The sequence below is a fragment of the Curvibacter cyanobacteriorum genome, assembly GCF_028649475.1.
GTDB classification, from domain to species: domain Bacteria; phylum Pseudomonadota; class Gammaproteobacteria; order Burkholderiales; family Burkholderiaceae_C; genus Curvibacter; species Curvibacter cyanobacteriorum.
In genome coordinates, this window is the sequence record NZ_JAQSIP010000004.1 from 1 (window position 1) to 17,360 (window position 17,360).

At 63.0% G+C, this 17,360-nt stretch carries 13 protein-coding genes and 1 tRNA gene; all 14 read left to right on the plus strand.

Annotated elements, in window-relative coordinates; genetic code table 11:
* A partial coding sequence (locus PSQ40_RS09625) for an EF-Tu C-terminal domain-related protein (protein ID WP_457851493.1) occupies positions 1-127 on the plus strand: 127 nt, incomplete at its 5' end.
* 9 nt (positions 128-136) lie between these two features.
* A tRNA-Trp gene (locus PSQ40_RS09630) sits at positions 137-212 on the plus strand.
* A gap of 91 nt (positions 213-303) precedes the next feature.
* Positions 304-687: a preprotein translocase subunit SecE gene (gene secE, locus PSQ40_RS09635; protein ID WP_273951172.1), complete on the plus strand. Its 384-nt coding sequence runs from the start codon at positions 304-306 to the stop codon at positions 685-687.
* Positions 687-1,274 (plus strand): transcription termination/antitermination protein NusG, encoded by a 588-nt coding sequence (gene nusG / locus PSQ40_RS09640; protein ID WP_273925129.1) that lies wholly within the window; start codon positions 687-689, stop codon positions 1,272-1,274. Before secE ends, nusG begins: the two co-directional genes overlap by 1 nt.
* 140 nt (positions 1,275-1,414) lie before the next feature.
* Positions 1,415-1,846, plus strand: a complete 432-nt coding sequence (gene rplK / locus PSQ40_RS09645; RefSeq protein ID WP_019577992.1) for a 50S ribosomal protein L11 — start codon at positions 1,415-1,417, stop codon at positions 1,844-1,846.
* Positions 1,846-2,541 carry a 50S ribosomal protein L1 gene (rplA, locus tag PSQ40_RS09650; protein ID WP_273951173.1) on the plus strand — a complete coding sequence of 232 codons (696 nt, stop codon included), beginning with the start codon at positions 1,846-1,848 and terminating at the stop codon, positions 2,539-2,541. Before rplK ends, rplA begins: the two co-directional genes overlap by 1 nt.
* Before the next feature lie 243 nt (positions 2,542-2,784).
* Complete coding sequence (gene rplJ / locus PSQ40_RS09655; RefSeq protein WP_273951174.1) at positions 2,785-3,324, plus strand: 50S ribosomal protein L10; 540 nt, start codon at positions 2,785-2,787, stop codon at positions 3,322-3,324.
* Positions 3,325-3,364: 40 nt separating this feature from the next.
* Positions 3,365-3,739, plus strand: a complete 375-nt coding sequence (gene rplL / locus PSQ40_RS09660; RefSeq protein WP_273951175.1) for a 50S ribosomal protein L7/L12 — start codon at positions 3,365-3,367, stop codon at positions 3,737-3,739.
* A gap of 287 nt (positions 3,740-4,026) precedes the next feature.
* A complete protein-coding gene (gene rpoB, locus PSQ40_RS09665) occupies positions 4,027-8,151 on the plus strand; it encodes a DNA-directed RNA polymerase subunit beta (protein WP_273951176.1) in 4,125 nt (1,374 codons plus the stop codon).
* A 20-nt stretch (positions 8,152-8,171) separates the two neighbouring features.
* Entirely contained in the window at positions 8,172-12,386 is a 4,215-nt protein-coding gene (gene rpoC / locus PSQ40_RS09670; protein WP_273951178.1) for a DNA-directed RNA polymerase subunit beta', read from the plus strand.
* Positions 12,387-12,492: 106 nt separating this feature from the next.
* Positions 12,493-13,047, plus strand: a complete 555-nt coding sequence (locus PSQ40_RS09675; RefSeq protein ID WP_273951180.1) for a LemA family protein — start codon at positions 12,493-12,495, stop codon at positions 13,045-13,047.
* Complete coding sequence (gene rsmB, locus PSQ40_RS09680; protein WP_273951181.1) at positions 13,044-14,435, plus strand: 16S rRNA (cytosine(967)-C(5))-methyltransferase RsmB; 1,392 nt, start codon at positions 13,044-13,046, stop codon at positions 14,433-14,435. Before PSQ40_RS09675 ends, rsmB begins: the two co-directional genes overlap by 4 nt.
* The gene (locus tag PSQ40_RS09685; protein WP_409338576.1) at positions 14,386-15,036 is read left to right on the plus strand and encodes a DUF4390 domain-containing protein; all 651 of its coding nucleotides are present in this window, start codon (positions 14,386-14,388) and stop codon (positions 15,034-15,036) included. Before rsmB ends, PSQ40_RS09685 begins: the two co-directional genes overlap by 50 nt.
* Positions 15,033-17,312 (plus strand): sensor histidine kinase, encoded by a 2,280-nt coding sequence (locus PSQ40_RS09690; protein WP_273951183.1) that lies wholly within the window; start codon positions 15,033-15,035, stop codon positions 17,310-17,312. Before PSQ40_RS09685 ends, PSQ40_RS09690 begins: the two co-directional genes overlap by 4 nt.
* Positions 17,313-17,360: the final 48 nt, after the last annotated feature.

Sequence of the window (17,360 nt, forward strand, 5' to 3'; positions counted from 1 at the left end):
TGGCGACAACGTGTCGATCACTGTGAAGCTGATCAACCCCATCGCCATGGAAGAAGGCCTGCGCTTCGCCATCCGCGAAGGCGGCAAGACCGTGGGTGCTGGCGTTGTGGCCACCATCATCGCCTAATTGACACGGAGGGGTATAGCTCAATTGGCAGAGCGTCGGTCTCCAAAACCGAAGGTTGTAGGTTCGATTCCTACTGCCCCTGCCACCTGAAGGTGGCAACCCAAAAGCCCGTCAAGACCTGACGGGCTTCGGTGTCTCAGGACACGCAACAATTTTCAAGCGGGAACCAGCCAATCATGGCAACTTCACAGGTTGAAACCGTCAGTGCCGGGGCCGACAAGGCCAAGATCGCGGCTGCAAGTGCTCTGGTGCTTGCAGCCTTGGTGGCGTTTTATCTGCTGTCGCGCCAAGGCGCCTGGGCTCAGTGGGCCGCCCTGATCGTGGGCCTGGCAGCCGCCGTGGGCGTCTTCCTGACGTCTGAGCCGGGTCGCCAGTTGGTGGCCTTTGGCCGCGAAGCCGTGCGCGAAGTTCGCAAGGTGGTCTGGCCCACCCGCAAAGAAGCCATGCAGATCACGGCCTATGTGTTCGCCTTTGTGGTCGTCATGGCTTTGTTCCTCTGGTTCACTGACAAAACCCTGGAATGGTTGTTCTACGACTTGATTCTGGGCTGGAAGAAATAATGACTGACGCTGTTGACAACACCGCAGGCGAAGCGGCTGCGGCGCCCGTGAACCCGGATCTGCGCTGGTACGTGGTGCACGCCTATTCGGGCATGGAAAAGGCCGTCGAGCGCAACATCCTCGAGCGCATCAACCGCGCCGGCATGCAGCACAAGTTTGGTCGCATCCTGGTCCCCACCGAAGAAGTGGTGGAGATGAAGAACGGCCAGCGCAAGACCACCGAGCGTCGCTTCTTCCCCGGCTACGTGCTGGTGGAGATGGTCATGGACGACGAGTCCTGGCACTTGGTCAAGCACACCAACAAGGTCACTGGCTTTGTGGGTGGCGCCAAGAACCGACCTGCTCCGATCTCCGAAGCCGAAGTGCAGAAGATCGTGAGCCAGATGCAAGAAGGCACCGACAAGCCGCGTCACAAGGTCGAGTTTGAAGTGGGCGAACTGGTTCGCGTCAAGGAAGGCCCGTTCACGGATTTCAATGGCTCGGTCGAAGAAGTCAACTACGAAAAGAGCAAGGTTCGTGTGTCGGTGACCATCTTCGGTCGCGCCACCCCGGTCGAGCTCGAGTTCACCCAGGTCGAAAAGACCTGAGTTTGCTCCCCTCCCTTTCCCGGTTCGCCGGTTGAGGTGCTACCCGATTCGGCACCCCGTCAAAACTCAGAGTCGTTAACCCCGGGAAGCTGCGCCGCTCATGTCGAGTGGTGCCGCGTTTGACCCGCAAGGAGTAAAGCATGGCGAAGAAAATCGTCGGTTTTGTGAAGCTGCAAGTTCCAGCTGGCAAGGCCAACCCGTCCCCCCCGATCGGCCCGGCACTGGGTCAACGTGGTCTGAACATCATGGAGTTCTGCAAGGCGTTCAACGCGCAGACCCAAGGTGTTGAGCCTGGTCTGCCGCTGCCGGTGGTGATCACCGCGTTCGCTGACAAGAGCTTCACCTTCATCATCAAGACGCCCCCGGCGACCACCTTGATCAAGAAGGCCATCAAGCTGGACAAGGGCTCTGCCCGTCCGCACAGCGACAAGGTCGGCAAGATCACCCGCGCTCAGCTCGAAGAGATCGCCAAGACCAAGATGAAGGACATGAACGCTGCCAGCGTTGATGCCGCCATTCGTACCATTGCCGGTTCCGCACGCTCCATGGGCGTGACGGTGGAAGGTCTGTGATGACTAAGCTCACCAAAAAAGCAAAAGCCCTGCAAGGCAAGGTTGACAGCAACAAGCTGTACCCCCTGAACGACGCCCTCACCCTGGTGAAGGATTGCGCAACCGCCAAGTTCGATGAATCCATCGACGTGGCTGTGCAACTCGGCGTTGACGCCAAGAAGTCGGACCAAGTGGTTCGTGGCGCTGTCGTGCTGCCCAACGGCACCGGCAAGACCAAGCGTGTCGCTGTGTTCGCCCAAGGCGCCAAGGCTGAAGAAGCCAAGGCCGCTGGCGCTGACGTGGTCGGCATGGACGACCTGGCTGCCATGGTCAAGGCGGGCGACATGCCTTTCGACGTCGTGATCGCTGCCCCCGATGCCATGCGCATCGTGGGTACCCTGGGTCAAATCCTGGGCCCGCGCGGTCTGATGCCTAACCCGAAGGTGGGCACCGTGACCCCGGACGTCGCCACGGCTGTGAAGAACGCCAAGGCCGGTCAAGTGCAATTCCGCGTCGACAAGGCCGGCATCATCCACTCGACCATCGGCCGTCGCTCGTTCGACACCGACAAGCTGCAAGCCAACCTGGCTGCGCTGGTCGATGCCCTGAACAAGGCCAAGCCGGCGACCAGCAAGGGTGTTTACCTGCGCAAGGTGGCTGTGTCCTCGACCATGGGCGTGGGCGTTCGCGTTGACACCCAAACCATCGCAGCCTAATCGCTCGATTGAAGAAATCGTCAGAGGGTGAAAGCCCTCTGGTGTGGTGGGCCCTGATGGCTGCAAGGCTGTCAGGGGCCATCCAAGACCGCTGGTGTGCACGCCGCAAGGCAGGCACTTAATACCCGAGGGGCCAGCGCAGATGGCGATCCCGCTGCAGATGGAAATTTTCCAAAACAGTTGGTCGCTGCACTAAGGCGCGTTGCGGGTTCCGACCCAAAACGCATTTTGAAGGAGTAGACCTTGAGTCTGAATCGCAGTGAGAAAGAAGCGGTCATTTCCGAAGTGACCAGCCTCGCCGCTAAAGCTCAAACGCTCGTGATCGCGGAATACCGTGGCATCACGGTCGCTGACATGACCAAACTGCGCGTCGATGCACGCAGCAAGGGTGTGAGCCTGAGTGTTCTGAAGAACACCCTGGCCCGCCGTGCTGTGGCTGGCACCCAGTTTGACGTTGTCGCCGACCAGATGACCGGTCCGCTGATCTATGGCTTCTCTGAAGACGCTGTGGCCGCCGCTAAGGTGGTGGCCGATTTCGCGAAGACCAACGACAAGCTGGTGATTCGTGGTGGCGCCATCGGAGGCAAAGTCCTGGATGTGAACGGCGTTAAGCAACTGTCTAGCATTCCGTCGAAGGACGTGCTGTTGGCCCAGTTGTGCGGCTTGTTGATGTCCCCCATCTCCCGTACCGCTGTGGTGCTGGGTGCTCTGGCGGCCAAAAAGGGCGAAGGCGCAACCGAGGAAGTGGCTGCTGCCGCTACCGAAGAAGTGGCTGCTGCTTGAGCGCGCAGTCACCTGTTAACCAATTGTTAGGAATTTAAAAATGGCATTCGATAAAGACGCATTTCTGACCGCTCTCGACAGCATGACGGTCCTCGAACTCAACGACCTGGTCAAGGCCATCGAAGAGAAGTTTGGCGTGAGCGCTGCCGCCATGGCCGCTCCCGCTGCTGGTGGCGGCGCTGCTGCTCCGGCCGCTGAAGAAAAGACCGAATTCAACGTCGTGCTGACCGACGCTGGCGCCAACAAGGTGTCCGTCATCAAGGCCGTGCGCGAAATCACCGGTCTGGGTCTGAAGGAGGCCAAGGACCTGGTCGACGGCGCTCCCAAGGCCGTCAAGGAAGGCATTGCCAAGGCCGACGCCGAAGCTGCCAAGAAGAAGCTGGAAGACGCTGGCGCCAAGGTCGAACTCAAGTAATTGGGTCTCGCTCAGAGGCTGGAGTGCCCCAAAAGGCCTCCAGCCTTTGGTGCTTCTTGGATGCATCCAAGCAGAGCACACCCAAAAGAGGCAAATTGGCCTCTTTTGAGTGTTTTCTGACCCCGACAGCAGAAGACGCCTTGGTTCGGGCGATGTGCAACGCATCGCCGTCAGCCATGGTTGGTAGTGGCCAACCGCCAAGTCTCGCCCGAGTGTGCCCCAGCGTGCGCCACCGTGCGTTTCCCATCGTCGAAGACCCAGGACTCATGTCTTTGCCCGGAGATTTCATGGCCCAAACATCCACGTACAGCTACACCGAACGCAAGCGAATTCGCAAGTCTTTCGGCAGCCGCGACAGCGTGCTCGAAGTGCCTTACCTGCTGCAGATGCAAAAGGACGCCTACACCGCGTTCCTGCAAGCAGATCGTGCCCCCCAAAAACGGACTGCTGAAGGCCTGCAAGCTGCTTTCGAAGCCGCTTTCCCGATCGTCTCGCACAATGGTTTTGTCGAGATGAAGTTTGTCGAGTACAACCTCGCCAAGCCGGCTTTTGATGTGCGTGAGTGCCAGACCCGTGGCCTGACTTTCGCTTCCGCCGTGCGTGCCAAGGTGCAGCTCATCATTTACGACCGCGAGTCCTCGAGCGCGCAGTCGAAGGTGGTCAAGGAAGTCAAGGAACAAGAGGTCTACATGGGTGAAGTGCCCCTGATGACCGACAAGGGTTCCTTCATCATCAACGGCACCGAACGCGTGATCGTGTCCCAGCTGCACCGCTCGCCGGGCGTGTTCTTTGAACACGACAAGGGCAAGACCCACAGCTCGGGCAAGTTGCTGTTCTCGGCCCGCGTGATTCCTTACCGTGGCTCGTGGCTGGACTTCGAATTCGATCCCAAGGACCTGCTGTACTTCCGCGTTGACCGCCGCCGCAAGATGCCGGTCACCACGCTGCTGAAGGCCATCGGCCTGAACCCCGAGTCGATCCTGGCGAACTTCTTCGTCAACGACAACTTCCGCCTGATGGACAGCGGCGCGCACATGGAGTTCGTGGCCGAACGCCTGCGTGGCGAAGTGGCCCGTTTCGACATCACCGACAAGTCGGGCAAGGTGGTCGTGGCCAAGGACAAGCGCATCACCGCGCGCCACACCCGTGAGCTCGAGCAATCGGGCACCACCCACGTCAGCGTGCCGGAAGACTTCCTGATCGGTCGCGTGGTGGCCCGCAACATCGTGGACGGCGACACCGGCGAGATCATTGCCAAGGCCAACGACGAGCTGACCGAAGCGCTGCTGAAGAAGCTGCGCAGCGCCGGCATCCACGATCTGCAGTGCATCTACACCAACGAGTTGGACCAAGGCCCGTACATCTCGCAGACCCTGCGCATCGACGAAACCACCGACGAGTTCGCCGCCCGCGTCGCCATCTACCGCATGATGCGCCCTGGCGAGCCGCCGACCGAAGACGCCGTGCAAGCGCTGTTCCAGCGCCTGTTCTACAACCCGGACACCTACGACCTGTCGCGCGTGGGCCGCATGAAGTTCAACGCCAAGATTGGCCGCGAAGAATCCACCGGTCCGATGGTCCTGACCAACGAGGACATCCTGGCCGTGGTCAAGATCCTGGTGGACCTGCGCAACGGCAATGGCGAAGTCGATGACATCGACCACTTGGGCAACCGCCGCGTGCGTTGCGTCGGCGAACTGGCCGAGAACCAGTACCGCACCGGTCTGGCCCGCATCGAGAAGGCCGTCAAGGAACGTCTGGGTCAGGCTGAGCAAGAGCCGCTGATGCCGCATGACCTGATCAACTCCAAGCCGATTTCTGCGGCCCTCAAGGAGTTCTTCGGCGCCTCGCAGTTGTCGCAGTTCATGGACCAGACCAACCCGCTGGCCGAGATCACCCACAAGCGCCGCGTCTCGGCCCTGGGCCCGGGCGGTTTGACCCGCGAACGTGCCGGCTTCGAAGTGCGTGACGTGCACGTGACCCACTACGGTCGCGTCTGCCCGATCGAAACGCCTGAAGGCCCGAACATTGGTCTGATCAACTCGCTGGCGCTGTACGCCCGCCTCAACGAGTACGGTTTCATTGAAACCCCGTACCGCCGTGTGGTGGATGGCAAGGTGACCGACCAGATCGACTACTTGTCCGCCATCGAAGAAGGCAAGTACGTGATCGCGCAGGCCAACGCCACCCTGGACAAGGATGGCCGCCTGACCGGTGACCTGGTGTCGGCCCGTGAAAAGGGTGAATCCACCCTGCTGAGCGCCGAACGTGTGCAGTACATGGACGTGTCGCCGGCCCAGATCGTGTCGGTGGCCGCCTCGCTGGTGCCGTTCCTGGAGCACGATGACGCGAACCGCGCATTGATGGGCGCCAACATGTCGCGTCAGGCCGTGCCGGTGCTGCGTCCCGAGAAGCCGATGGTCGGCACCGGGATCGAGCGCGTGGCCGCTGTGGACTCGGGCACCGTCGTCACCGCCAACCGCGGTGGCGTGGTGGACTACGTCGACGCCACCCGCATCGTGATCCGCGTCAACGACGCTGAAGCGGTGGCCGGTGAAGTCGGTGTGGACATCTACAACCTGATCAAGTACCAGCGTTCCAACCAGAACACCAACATCCACCAGCGCCCGATCGTCAAGCGTGGCGACAAGCTGGCCAAGGGGGATGTGATTGCCGACGGCGCATCGACCGACCTGGGCGAAATCGCCATCGGTCAGAACATGCTGATCGCCTTCATGCCGTGGAACGGCTACAACTTCGAAGACTCGATCCTGATCTCCGAACGCGTGGTGGCCGACGACCGCTACACCTCGATCCACATCGAGGAACTGGTGGTCATGGCCCGTGACACCAAGCTGGGCGCTGAAGAAATCACGCGCGACATCCCGAACCTGTCGGAACAGCAACTGAACCGCCTGGACGAGTCCGGCATCATCTACGTCGGCGCCGAAGTGCAACCCGGCGACGTGCTGGTGGGCAAGGTCACGCCGAAGGGCGAGACCACCCTCACGCCTGAAGAGAAGCTGCTGCGCGCCATCTTCGGCGAGAAGGCTTCCGACGTGAAGGACACCTCGCTGCGCGTGGACCAGGGCTCGCAAGGCACCGTCATCGACGTGCAGGTGTTCACCCGTGAAGGCATCGTGCGCGACAAGCGCGCTCAGCAGATCATCGACGATGAACTCAAGCGCTTCCGCCTCGATCTGAACGACCAGCTGCGCATCGTGGAGGCCGACGCCTTCGACCGTATCGAGAAGCTGCTGACCGGCCGCATCGCCAACGGTGGCCCGCAAAAGCTGGCCAAGGGCACCAAGCTCGACAAGGCTTACCTGAGCTCGGTCGAGAAGTTCCACTGGTTCGACATCCGTCCGGCCGAGGACGAAGTCGCCACCCAGCTCGAATCGATCAAGAACTCCCTGGAGCAGACCCGTCACAGCTTCGACCTGGCTTTTGAAGAAAAGCGCAAGAAGTTGACCCAAGGCGATGAGCTGCCCGCTGGCGTGCTGAAGATGGTCAAGGTCTACCTGGCCGTCAAGCGCCGCCTGCAGCCGGGTGACAAGATGGCCGGCCGCCACGGTAACAAGGGTGTGGTGTCGAAGATCGTTCCGGTCGAAGACATGCCCTACATGGCCGACGGCACCCCCGCTGACATCGTTCTGAACCCGCTGGGCGTGCCTTCGCGGATGAACGTGGGTCAGGTGCTGGAAGTCCACTTGGGCTGGGCCGGCAAGGGCATTGGCCAGCGCATCGGCAACATGCTGCAAGCCGAAAGCCGCCTGGCCGAGCTGCGCAAGTTCTTCGAAGAGCTGTACAACGCCCACGGCCGCAAGGAAGACCTGTCGCAACTGAGCGACGAGGACGTCATCGAGATGGCCGAGAACCTGAAGTCGGGCGTGCCTTTCGCCAGCCCGGTGTTCGACGGTGCCTCCGAAGAAGACATCCGCGCCATGCTCAAGCTGGCTTACCCGGACGACATCGCTGCCGCCAAGGGTCTGACCGCTGCACGCACCCAGGCCCACCTGATCGACGGCCGCACGGGTGAACCGTTCGAGCGTCCGACCACCATCGGCTACATGCACTTCTTGAAGCTGCACCATTTGGTCGACGACAAGATGCACGCCCGCTCCACGGGTCCGTACTCGCTGGTGACGCAACAACCACTGGGCGGCAAGGCCCAGTTCGGTGGTCAGCGTTTCGGGGAAATGGAAGTCTGGGCGCTGGAAGCTTACGGCGCCGCTTACGTGCTGCAAGAAATGCTCACCGTCAAGTCCGACGACGTGCAAGGCCGTACTAAGGTGTACGAAAGCATCGTCAAGGGCGAACACGCCATCGAAGCCGGCATGCCGGAATCGTTCAATGTGCTGGTCAAGGAAATCCGTTCCCTGGGCCTGGACATCGAACTCGAACGTTCTTAATTTGAAAGGGAAAGAGTCACATGAAATCGCTACTCGACCTGTTCAAGCAATTCACGCCTGACGAGCATTTCGATGCCATCCGCATCGGCATGGCCTCGCCCGAGAAGATCCGTTCCTGGTCTTTCGGTGAGGTGAAGAAGCCCGAAACCATCAACTACCGCACCTTCAAGCCGGAGCGTGATGGTCTGTTCTGCGCCAAGATCTTCGGCCCCATCAAGGACTACGAATGCCTGTGCGGTAAGTACAAGCGCCTCAAGCACCGCGGTGTGATCTGCGAGAAGTGCGGCGTTGAAGTCACGCAGACCAAGGTGCGTCGCGAGCGCATGGGTCACATCGACCTGGCCGCGCCTTGCGCCCACATCTGGTTCCTGAAGTCGCTGCCGTCGCGTCTGGGCCTGGTGCTCGACATGACCCTGCGCGACATCGAACGCGTGCTGTACTTTGAAGCCTACGTGGTGACCGACCCCGGCATGACCCCGCTGAAGAAGTTCAGCATCATGAGCGAGGACGACTACGAAGCCAAGCGCAAGGAATACGGCGACGAGTTCATCGCCAAGATGGGCGCTGAAGGCATCAAGGACCTGCTGGAGTCGATCGAGATCGACACCGAGATCGAACGCCTGCGCGGCGACCTGACCGGCTCGGAAGTCAAGGTCAAGAAGAACGCCAAGCGCCTCAAGGTGCTCGAAGCCTTCAAGAAGTCGGGCATCAAGCCCGAATGGATGGTGCTCGAAGTGCTGCCCGTGCTGCCGCCGGACCTGCGTCCGCTGGTGCCGCTGGACGGTGGCCGTTTCGCCACCTCCGACCTGAACGACCTGTACCGCCGCGTCATCAACCGCAACAGCCGTCTGCGCCGTCTGCTCGAGTTGAAGGCCCCGGAAATCATCGCCCGCAACGAAAAGCGGATGCTGCAAGAAGCCGTGGACAGCTTGCTGGACAACGGCCGCCGCGGCAAGGCCATGACCGGCGCCAACAAGCGCGCTCTCAAGTCGCTGGCCGACATGATCAAGGGCAAGAGCGGTCGTTTCCGTCAGAACTTGCTGGGCAAGCGCGTCGACTACTCGGGTCGTTCGGTGATCACCGTGGGCCCGACCCTGAAGCTGCACCAGTGCGGTCTGCCCAAGCTGATGGCCCTGGAGCTGTTCAAGCCCTTCATCTTCTCGCGCCTCGAAGCCATGGGCATCGCGACCACCATCAAGGCCGCGAAGAAGGAAGTTGAATCCGGTACCCCGGTGGTGTGGGACATCCTTGAAGAAGTCATCAAGGAACACCCGATCATGCTGAACCGGGCGCCGACGCTGCACCGCTTGGGCATTCAGGCTTTCGAGCCGATCCTGATCGAAGGCAAGGCCATCCAACTGCACCCGCTGGTTTGCGCGGCCTTCAACGCCGACTTCGACGGTGACCAGATGGCTGTCCACGTGCCGCTGTCGGTTGAAGCCCAAATGGAAGCCCGCACCCTGATGCTGGCCTCCAACAACGTGCTGTTCCCGGCTTCGGGCGAACCGTCCATCGTGCCTTCGCAAGACGTGGTGCTGGGTCTGTACTACACGACCCGTGACCGCATCAACGCCAAGGGCGAAGGCCTGGTGTTCTCCGACACCCATGAAGTGCAACGCGCTTTCGACGCTGGCCAGGTGGACCTGACCGCCCGCGTGACCGTGCGCATCACCGAATGGAACAAGGACAAAGCTACGGGCGAATTCGTGCCTGAAACCAAGCTGGTGGAAACCACCGCTGGCCGGGCCCTGCTGTCCGAGATCCTGCCCAAGGGCCTGCCTTTTGCCAACATCAACAAGGCGCTCAAGAAGAAGGAAATCTCCAAGCTGATCAACGTCTCCTTCCGCAAGTGCGGTCTCAAGGAAACAGTGGTCTTCGCCGACAAGCTGCTGCAAAACGGTTTCCGTCTGGCGACCCGCGCCGGCATCTCGATCTGCATCGACGACATGCTGGTGCCGCCAGAGAAGCACGGCATCATCGAGCGCTCCGAGAAGGAAGTGAAGGAGATCGAACAGCAGTACGTCTCCGGTCTGGTGACCTCGGGCGAACGCTACAACAAGGTCGTGGACATCTGGGGCAAGGCCGGTGACGAAGTCTCCAAGGTCATGATGGCCCAGTTGGCCAAGCAAAAGACCATTGACCGCCACGGCAAGGAAGTCGATCAGGAATCGTTCAACTCGATTTACATGATGGCCGACTCCGGTGCCCGCGGTTCTGCTGCCCAGATCCGTCAGCTCGCAGGGATGCGGGGCCTGATGGCCAAGCCTGACGGCTCGATCATTGAGACCCCCATCACGGCGAACTTCCGTGAAGGTCTGAACGTGTTGCAGTACTTCATCTCCACCCACGGTGCCCGTAAGGGTCTGGCGGACACGGCGTTGAAGACGGCCAACTCGGGTTACCTGACCCGTCGTCTGGTGGACGTGACGCAGGACTTGGTTGTGACCGAGGACGATTGCGGCACCAACAATGGTTCGCTGATGCGCGCCATCGTTGAAGGCGGTGAAGTGATCGAATCGCTGCGCGACCGTATCCTCGGCCGCACCGCTGCCGACGACGTGCTGCACCCCGAAACCCGCGTCGTGCTGGCCAAGGCCGGCCAGATGCTGGACGAAGACCTGATCGAAGAACTCGAAGCCGCTGGCGTCGACGAAGTGAAGGTGCGCACCGCGCTGATCTGCGAAACCCGCTACGGCCTGTGCGCCAAGTGCTACGGTCGCGACTTGGGCCGCGGTGGCCTGATCAACCTCGGCGAAGCCGTGGGCGTGATCGCTGCCCAGTCCATCGGTGAACCGGGTACCCAGCTGACCATGCGGACCTTCCACATCGGTGGTGCCGCGTCGCGTGCTGCCATCGCCTCCAGCGTGGAAGCCAAGTCCAACGGCATCATCGGCTTCAATGCCACGATGCGTTATGTGAGCAACACCAAGGGCGAGCTGGTGGTGATTGCACGTTCGGGTGAAATCATCATCCAGGACGAGCATGGCCGCGAGCGCGAACGCCACAAAGTGCCTTACGGTGCGACCCTGACGGTGAAGGCCGACCAGACCATCAAGGCTGGCACGATCCTCGCCAACTGGGACCCGCTGACCCGCCCGATCATCACCGAGTTCGCCGGTCAGGTGAAGTTCGAGAACATCGAAGAAGGCCTGACCGTGGCCAAGCAGGTCGACGAAGTGACCGGTCTGTCCACCCTGGTGGTGATCGATCCGAAGCGTCGTGGCTCGGCCAAGGTGGTGCGTCCGCAAGTGAAGCTGGTCGACGCCCAGAACCAGGAAGTCAAGATCCCGGGCACCGATCACTCGGTGACCATTGGCTTCCAGGTCGGCGCGCTGATCCAGGTGCGCGACGGTCAAGACGTGGGCCCTGGCGAAGTGCTGGCCCGCATCCCGGTTGAAGGTCAAAAGACCCGCGACATTACCGGGGGTCTGCCGCGTGTGGCCGAGCTGTTCGAAGCCCGTACGCCGAAGGACAAGGGCACCCTGGCCGAAATGACCGGTACCGTGTCGTTCGGTAAGGAAACCAAGGGCAAGGTCCGCTTGCAGATCACCGATCCGGAAGGCAAGGTCTGGGAAGAACTCGTGCCGAAGGAAAAGAACATCCTGGTGCACGAAGGCCAGGTGGTGAACAAGGGCGAATCGATTGTGGACGGCCCGGCCGACCCGCAAGACATCCTGCGCCTGCTGGGCATGGAAGAACTGGCCCGCTACATCGTGGACGAAGTGCAGGACGTGTACCGCTTGCAAGGCGTGAAGATCAACGACAAGCACATCGAGGTGATCGTTCGCCAGATGCTGCGCCGTGTCGTGGTCGAGAACACCGGCGAGTCGAACTACATTGCTGGCGAACAAGTGGAGCGTTCGGAAATCCTGAACACCAACGAAGCGCTGCAACGTGAAGGCAAGGTGCCCGCCACCTACACCAACCTGCTGCTGGGGATCACCAAGGCCTCGCTGTCGACCGACTCGTTCATCTCGGCGGCTTCCTTCCAGGAAACCACCCGCGTGCTGACCGAAGCGGCCATCATGGGCAAGCGCGACGAACTGCGCGGCCTGAAGGAAAACGTGATCGTGGGTCGCCTGATCCCCGCCGGTACCGGTCTGGCTTACCACCAGGCGCGCAAGGCCAAGGACGCCATGGACGAAGCCGAGCGCCGTGCCATCGCTGAAGCCGAAGCCGCCGAGCTGGCAGCCAGCCAGGACTCGACGTCTGAAGAAGGCGCTGCCACCGAGTAATTTCGGCGGTTGACCCTCTCTCAGCCTGGCGCCCCAGGCCCGTCACACGATGGGTCTGGGGCGTTTTTCATCTGACAATGCATTGGAGCAATCTGGAGAGCCCGACATGTCCTGGGACGATGTGCTTGAATGGCCAATCGGGGTCTGGATCACAGCCGCGCTGCTGCTGTTCTGGGCCGTGGGCGCCTACAACCGCCTGGTGCGCTTGCGCGCCGCCGCGGTGCAGGCGTTCAGCCTGCTGGAGTCGCAGTGGCTGCGGCACCTGGCTTGGATCGAGGTGCAGACCTTGCCGGTGCCCAGCGACGCGGGGCCGCAACCCCCCGCGGGGGACTGGCAGGTGATGCTGCCTGCCATGGCCCAGTTCCGAGCCTGCCTGCAGTCGGCCAAGGCGGCCCCTTTGAGCGCCGAACGCCTGGCCGCGCTGGCCTCGGCATGGTCTGTGCTGCTGATGGCCATCCGCCAGACCCTGGCGCCCGATGACGCGGGTGCGTTGCGGGTGCCAGAATGGCTGGTGCCGCAGTGGGAGCAAATGATGCTTCAGGACCAGGCTGCCGTCGACGTGTTCAACGCGGCCATCACCCAATACAACGAGGCCATCCGCCAGTTTCCAGCCCTGCTTTTGGCGGGCTTGTTTGGCTACCGGTTGGCCCGCCCCCTATGACAAGCGAACAAAAGACAACGACTGCCAAGACCGGTCCCCGGACCGGTGATTTCTCTGACTCGGTGCCTTTGTGGCAGCAGTTGCAGGCAGTGGCCCAGGCCCTGGCCGAGGTGCGCGGTGGCGCATCGGCCACCACCGCGCTGGACGCGGTGCCCGCGGCGCTGCGCCCCGGCGTGCAATCGCTGCTGTTCCATGTGCTGCGCTGGCTCGGTCAGGCCGAGGCCTTGCGCCGCAAGCTGGCGCCGCGCAACCCGCCGCCGGTGGCCGACGCCCTGCTGTGCACCGCCTTGGCCCTGGGCTGGCGTGAGGCCGAGGCCCCCTACGAGATGTTCACCCTGGTGGACCAGACGGTTGAGGCCGCCAAGCGCCTGCCCGCGACGCGCCCGCAGTCGGCCTTCATCAACGCCTGCCTGCGCCGTTTTCTGCGTGAGCGCGAGGCCCTGGTGGACGCCACCGCGCGCGAGCCCATGGCCCAGTGGAACCACCCGCGCTGGTGGATCGACCGCCTGCGCCAGGACCACCCGCGCCACTGGCAAGAAATCTTGCGCACCAACGCCACCCAGGCACCGATGACGCTGCGCGTCAACCTGCGCAAAACCACGGTGGCGGACTACCTGGACCGGCTCGCCAGCCAGGGCATCGAGGCCTTGCCGCTGGGCGGCCAGGCCCTCATGCTGTGGCAGGCCCGCCCAGTGCAAGACGTGCCGGGCTTTGCCGAAGGTTGGGTGTCGGTGCAGGACGCCGGAGCCCAGCTGGCCGCTCCGCTGCTGCTGCAAGAGCTGACCCCGCCGCCGGCGGGCCGACCGTTGCGTCTGCTCGACGCCTGTGCCGCCCCGGGGGGCAAGACCGCCCACCTGCTGGAGCTGGCCGAGGCCGAGGTCACCGCGCTGGACATCGACCCCAAGCGCTGCGAGCGCATCCACCAAAACCTGGCACGTCTGCAATTGCAGGCGCGGGTGGTGGCCGCCGACGCGCGCGACATCGACCAATGGTGGCCAGTCAACGGCCAGCGGGAGCTGTTCGATGGCATTTTGCTCGACGCCCCCTGCACGGCTTCGGGCATTGTGCGGCGCCACCCCGATGTGCGCTGGCTGCGCCGCGAGAGCGACATTGGTCAGCTGGCCGTCATCCAGGCGGCCTTGCTGTCCCTGCTGTGGCCCCTGGTCCGACCCGGGGGGCGACTGCTCTACTGCACCTGCTCGGTTTTCAAGGCCGAGGGCGAGCAGCAGATTCAAACGTTTCTTGCGCACAACACTGATGCGGTTTTACGCCCGTCACCTGGCCATTTAATCCCCCGCACGGCGCGCAAGGGCGACGCTGTCCGGGACAATGGACACCGTGACCTCGACGGATTTTTCTACGCCTTGCTCGAAAAACGCGCAGATTGACCGCTTTGTCTTTCTCGCGGGATGGCTGCTGGCCCTCTTTCTGCTGATCGGCCTTCGCCCCGCGTGGGCTGACGCCGCGGACATCGAGGTGTCCCAGATGCGGGTCGAACGCACCGAAGAAGGGCTTTACCTGTCCGCTCTGGTGCGTTTTGACCTGCCCCAGCTGGTCAATGACGCGGCCGTCAAAGGCATTCCCCTGTATTTCGTGGCCGAGGCCGAGTTGCTGCGCGAGCGCTGGTACTGGTACGACCGCCACATGACCAGCGCCACCCGCTACATGCGCTTGGCCTACCAGCCCCTGACCCGGCGCTGGCGCCTGCAGGTGGCGCCCACCCCCATCACCAATTCCGGCCTGGGCGTCAGCCTGGCCCAAAGCTTTGACGAGCTGGAAGACGCCCTGGCGGCGGTGCAGCGCATCTCGCGCTGGAAGATCGCTGAGGCCAGCGACGTCGAGGGCGACGCCAAGCACACCGTCAACCTGCGCTTCCGCCTGGACGTGTCGCAGCTGCCGCGGCCGTTTCAGCTCGGCCTGGCCGGTCGCACCGACTGGAACCTGGCCACCAGCCGCAACCAGCGCCTGGGCCCGGAGACCCCCAAGTGAGCGTGGCGCCTCCCCGGCGGGCCGACCGGCATTCGCTGTTCAGCTCGCGCACCGCGCGCTGGACGGTCGGGCTGGGCATTGTCACGATGGTGGTCACCGGCATCGTGCTGCTGTTCCTGCTGACCCAGGCCACCAACAACCGCGACCTTTACGAGCGCAACTACCTGCGCCTGTTTGTCATCAACTTGGTGGTGGCGGGCGCCTTGCTTGCGGCCATCCTGTGGATCGCGCTGCGCCTGTACCAGCGGCTGCGTCGGGGGCGCTTTGGCAGCCGACTGCTGGTCAAGCTGGCCGCCATCTTTGCGCTGGTCGGCTTCATGCCCGGGGTGTTGATTTACGTGGTGTCCTACCAGTTCGTGTCGCGCTCCATCGAAAGCTGGTTTGATGTCAAGGTCGAAGGGGCGCTGGACGCCGGGGTCAGCCTGGGGCGCGCCACCCTGGACACGCTGGCCAACGACCTGGCCAACAAGACCCGGGTCGCCGGCACCCAGCTGACCGATGTGCCCGACACCACCGCGGGCCTGGTGCTGGAGAAGATCCGTGATCAGCTGTCCGCCAGCGATGTGGTGCTGTGGGGCGCCTCGGGCCAGTTGATTGCCAGCGTCGGCCAGTCTCGCTTTCAGCTCAACCCCGATCGCCCCTCGGTGCAGGTGATCCGCAATGTGCGCAAGCAGCGCGCCGTGGCCCAGATCGAGGGCCTGGACGACCCCGGCAACGCCGCCGCCCTGAGCAATGCGCGCATCCGCGCCATGGCCCTGGTCAGCAGTTCCAGCCTGGGCTTGTTGTCGGAGGCCCGTTTTCTGCAGGTCTCGGTGCCATTGCCGCCGACGCTGGTGGCCAATGCCATGGCAGTGCAAGAAGCCAACCGCGAATACCAGGAGCGGGCCCTGGCCCGTGGCGGCCTGCGCCGCATGTACATCGGCACGCTCACGCTGAGCCTGTTCCTGGCCGTGTTTGGCGCCGTCTTGCTGGCGGTGTTGCTGGGCAACCAGCTGGCGCGTCCGCTGCTGGTGCTGGCCGAAGGCGTGCGCGAGGTGGCTGCCGGCAACCTCAGCCCCAAGGCCGTGCTGCAGGGCAAGGACGAGCTCGGGGGCCTGACGCGTTCGTTTGCCGACATGACCCAGCAGCTGGCCGACGCCCGCGCCACGGTGGAGAAGAGCATGCGCCAGGTCAGCACCGCGCGCGCCAACCTGCAGACCATCCTCGACAACCTGACCGCGGGTGTGATCGTGCTCGACAGCCAGGGCCAGATCCAGTCGTCCAACCCCGGCGCCACCCGCATCCTCAAGGTGCCGCTGGCGGCCTACGAAGGCCGGTCCCTGTCGGCCATCCCGGGCCTGGAGGGGTTTGCCAGCCGGGTACAGGGCCAGTTCGATGCCTTCCTGGGCGACAACGCGCTGCAACACGGGCTGGACCACTGGCAGCAGTCCTTCGAGTTGCCCGACGGCCAGACCGGGGCCAGCGCCACCATGATCACCCTGGTGGCCCGGGGCGCCGAGCTGCCAGGCGCGGCCCGTCTGCTGGTGTTTGACGACATCTCGGAGATCGTGTCGGCCCAGCGCGCCCAGGCCTGGGGCGAGGTGGCGCGTCGCCTGGCGCACGAGATCAAGAACCCGCTCACCCCCATTCAACTGTCCGCCGAGCGCCTGGAGATGAAACTCTCGGGCAAGGTCGCGGCGCCCGAACAGGCCATCCTGACCAAGTCCGTCAAGACCATCGTGGACCAGGTCGACGCCATGAAGCGCCTGGTCAACGAGTTCCGCGACTACGCGCGACTGCCCGCCGCCGAGCTCAAGCCCCTGGACCTCAACGCCCTGGTGCAGGACATCCTGCAGCTCTACAGCCCTGAAAACGCCGACGTGCCCGTGCACGTCGAACTCGACCCGCGCTGCCCCCCGGTGCTGGGCGATGCCCAGCAACTGCGCCAGGTGGTGCACAACCTGCTGCAGAACGCGCAGGACGCCACCGAAGGCAGCCGCGAGGACAGCGATGTGCCCGCGGTGGAGATCCTCACCCGCTGGAGCGAAAGCAGCCAGCGCGTGCGCCTGATCGTGCGCGACCATGGCACCGGCTTTCCGGAGCACATCCTCAAACGGGCCTTTGAGCCCTACGTCACCACCAAATCCAAGGGCACCGGCCTGGGTCTTGCTGTGGTGAAGAAAATCGCTGACGAGCACGCCGCACGCATTGATCTGTCCAACCACTTGCGTGGCGACAAAATTGCGGGGGCCCAAGTGTCGCTATCATTCGCCACTGCACAGGCCCGTGTGGCCTGAGGCGCAAGCGCTCTTCGTCTCTTCTCTCCTGGAATCGCAAACTTTTAA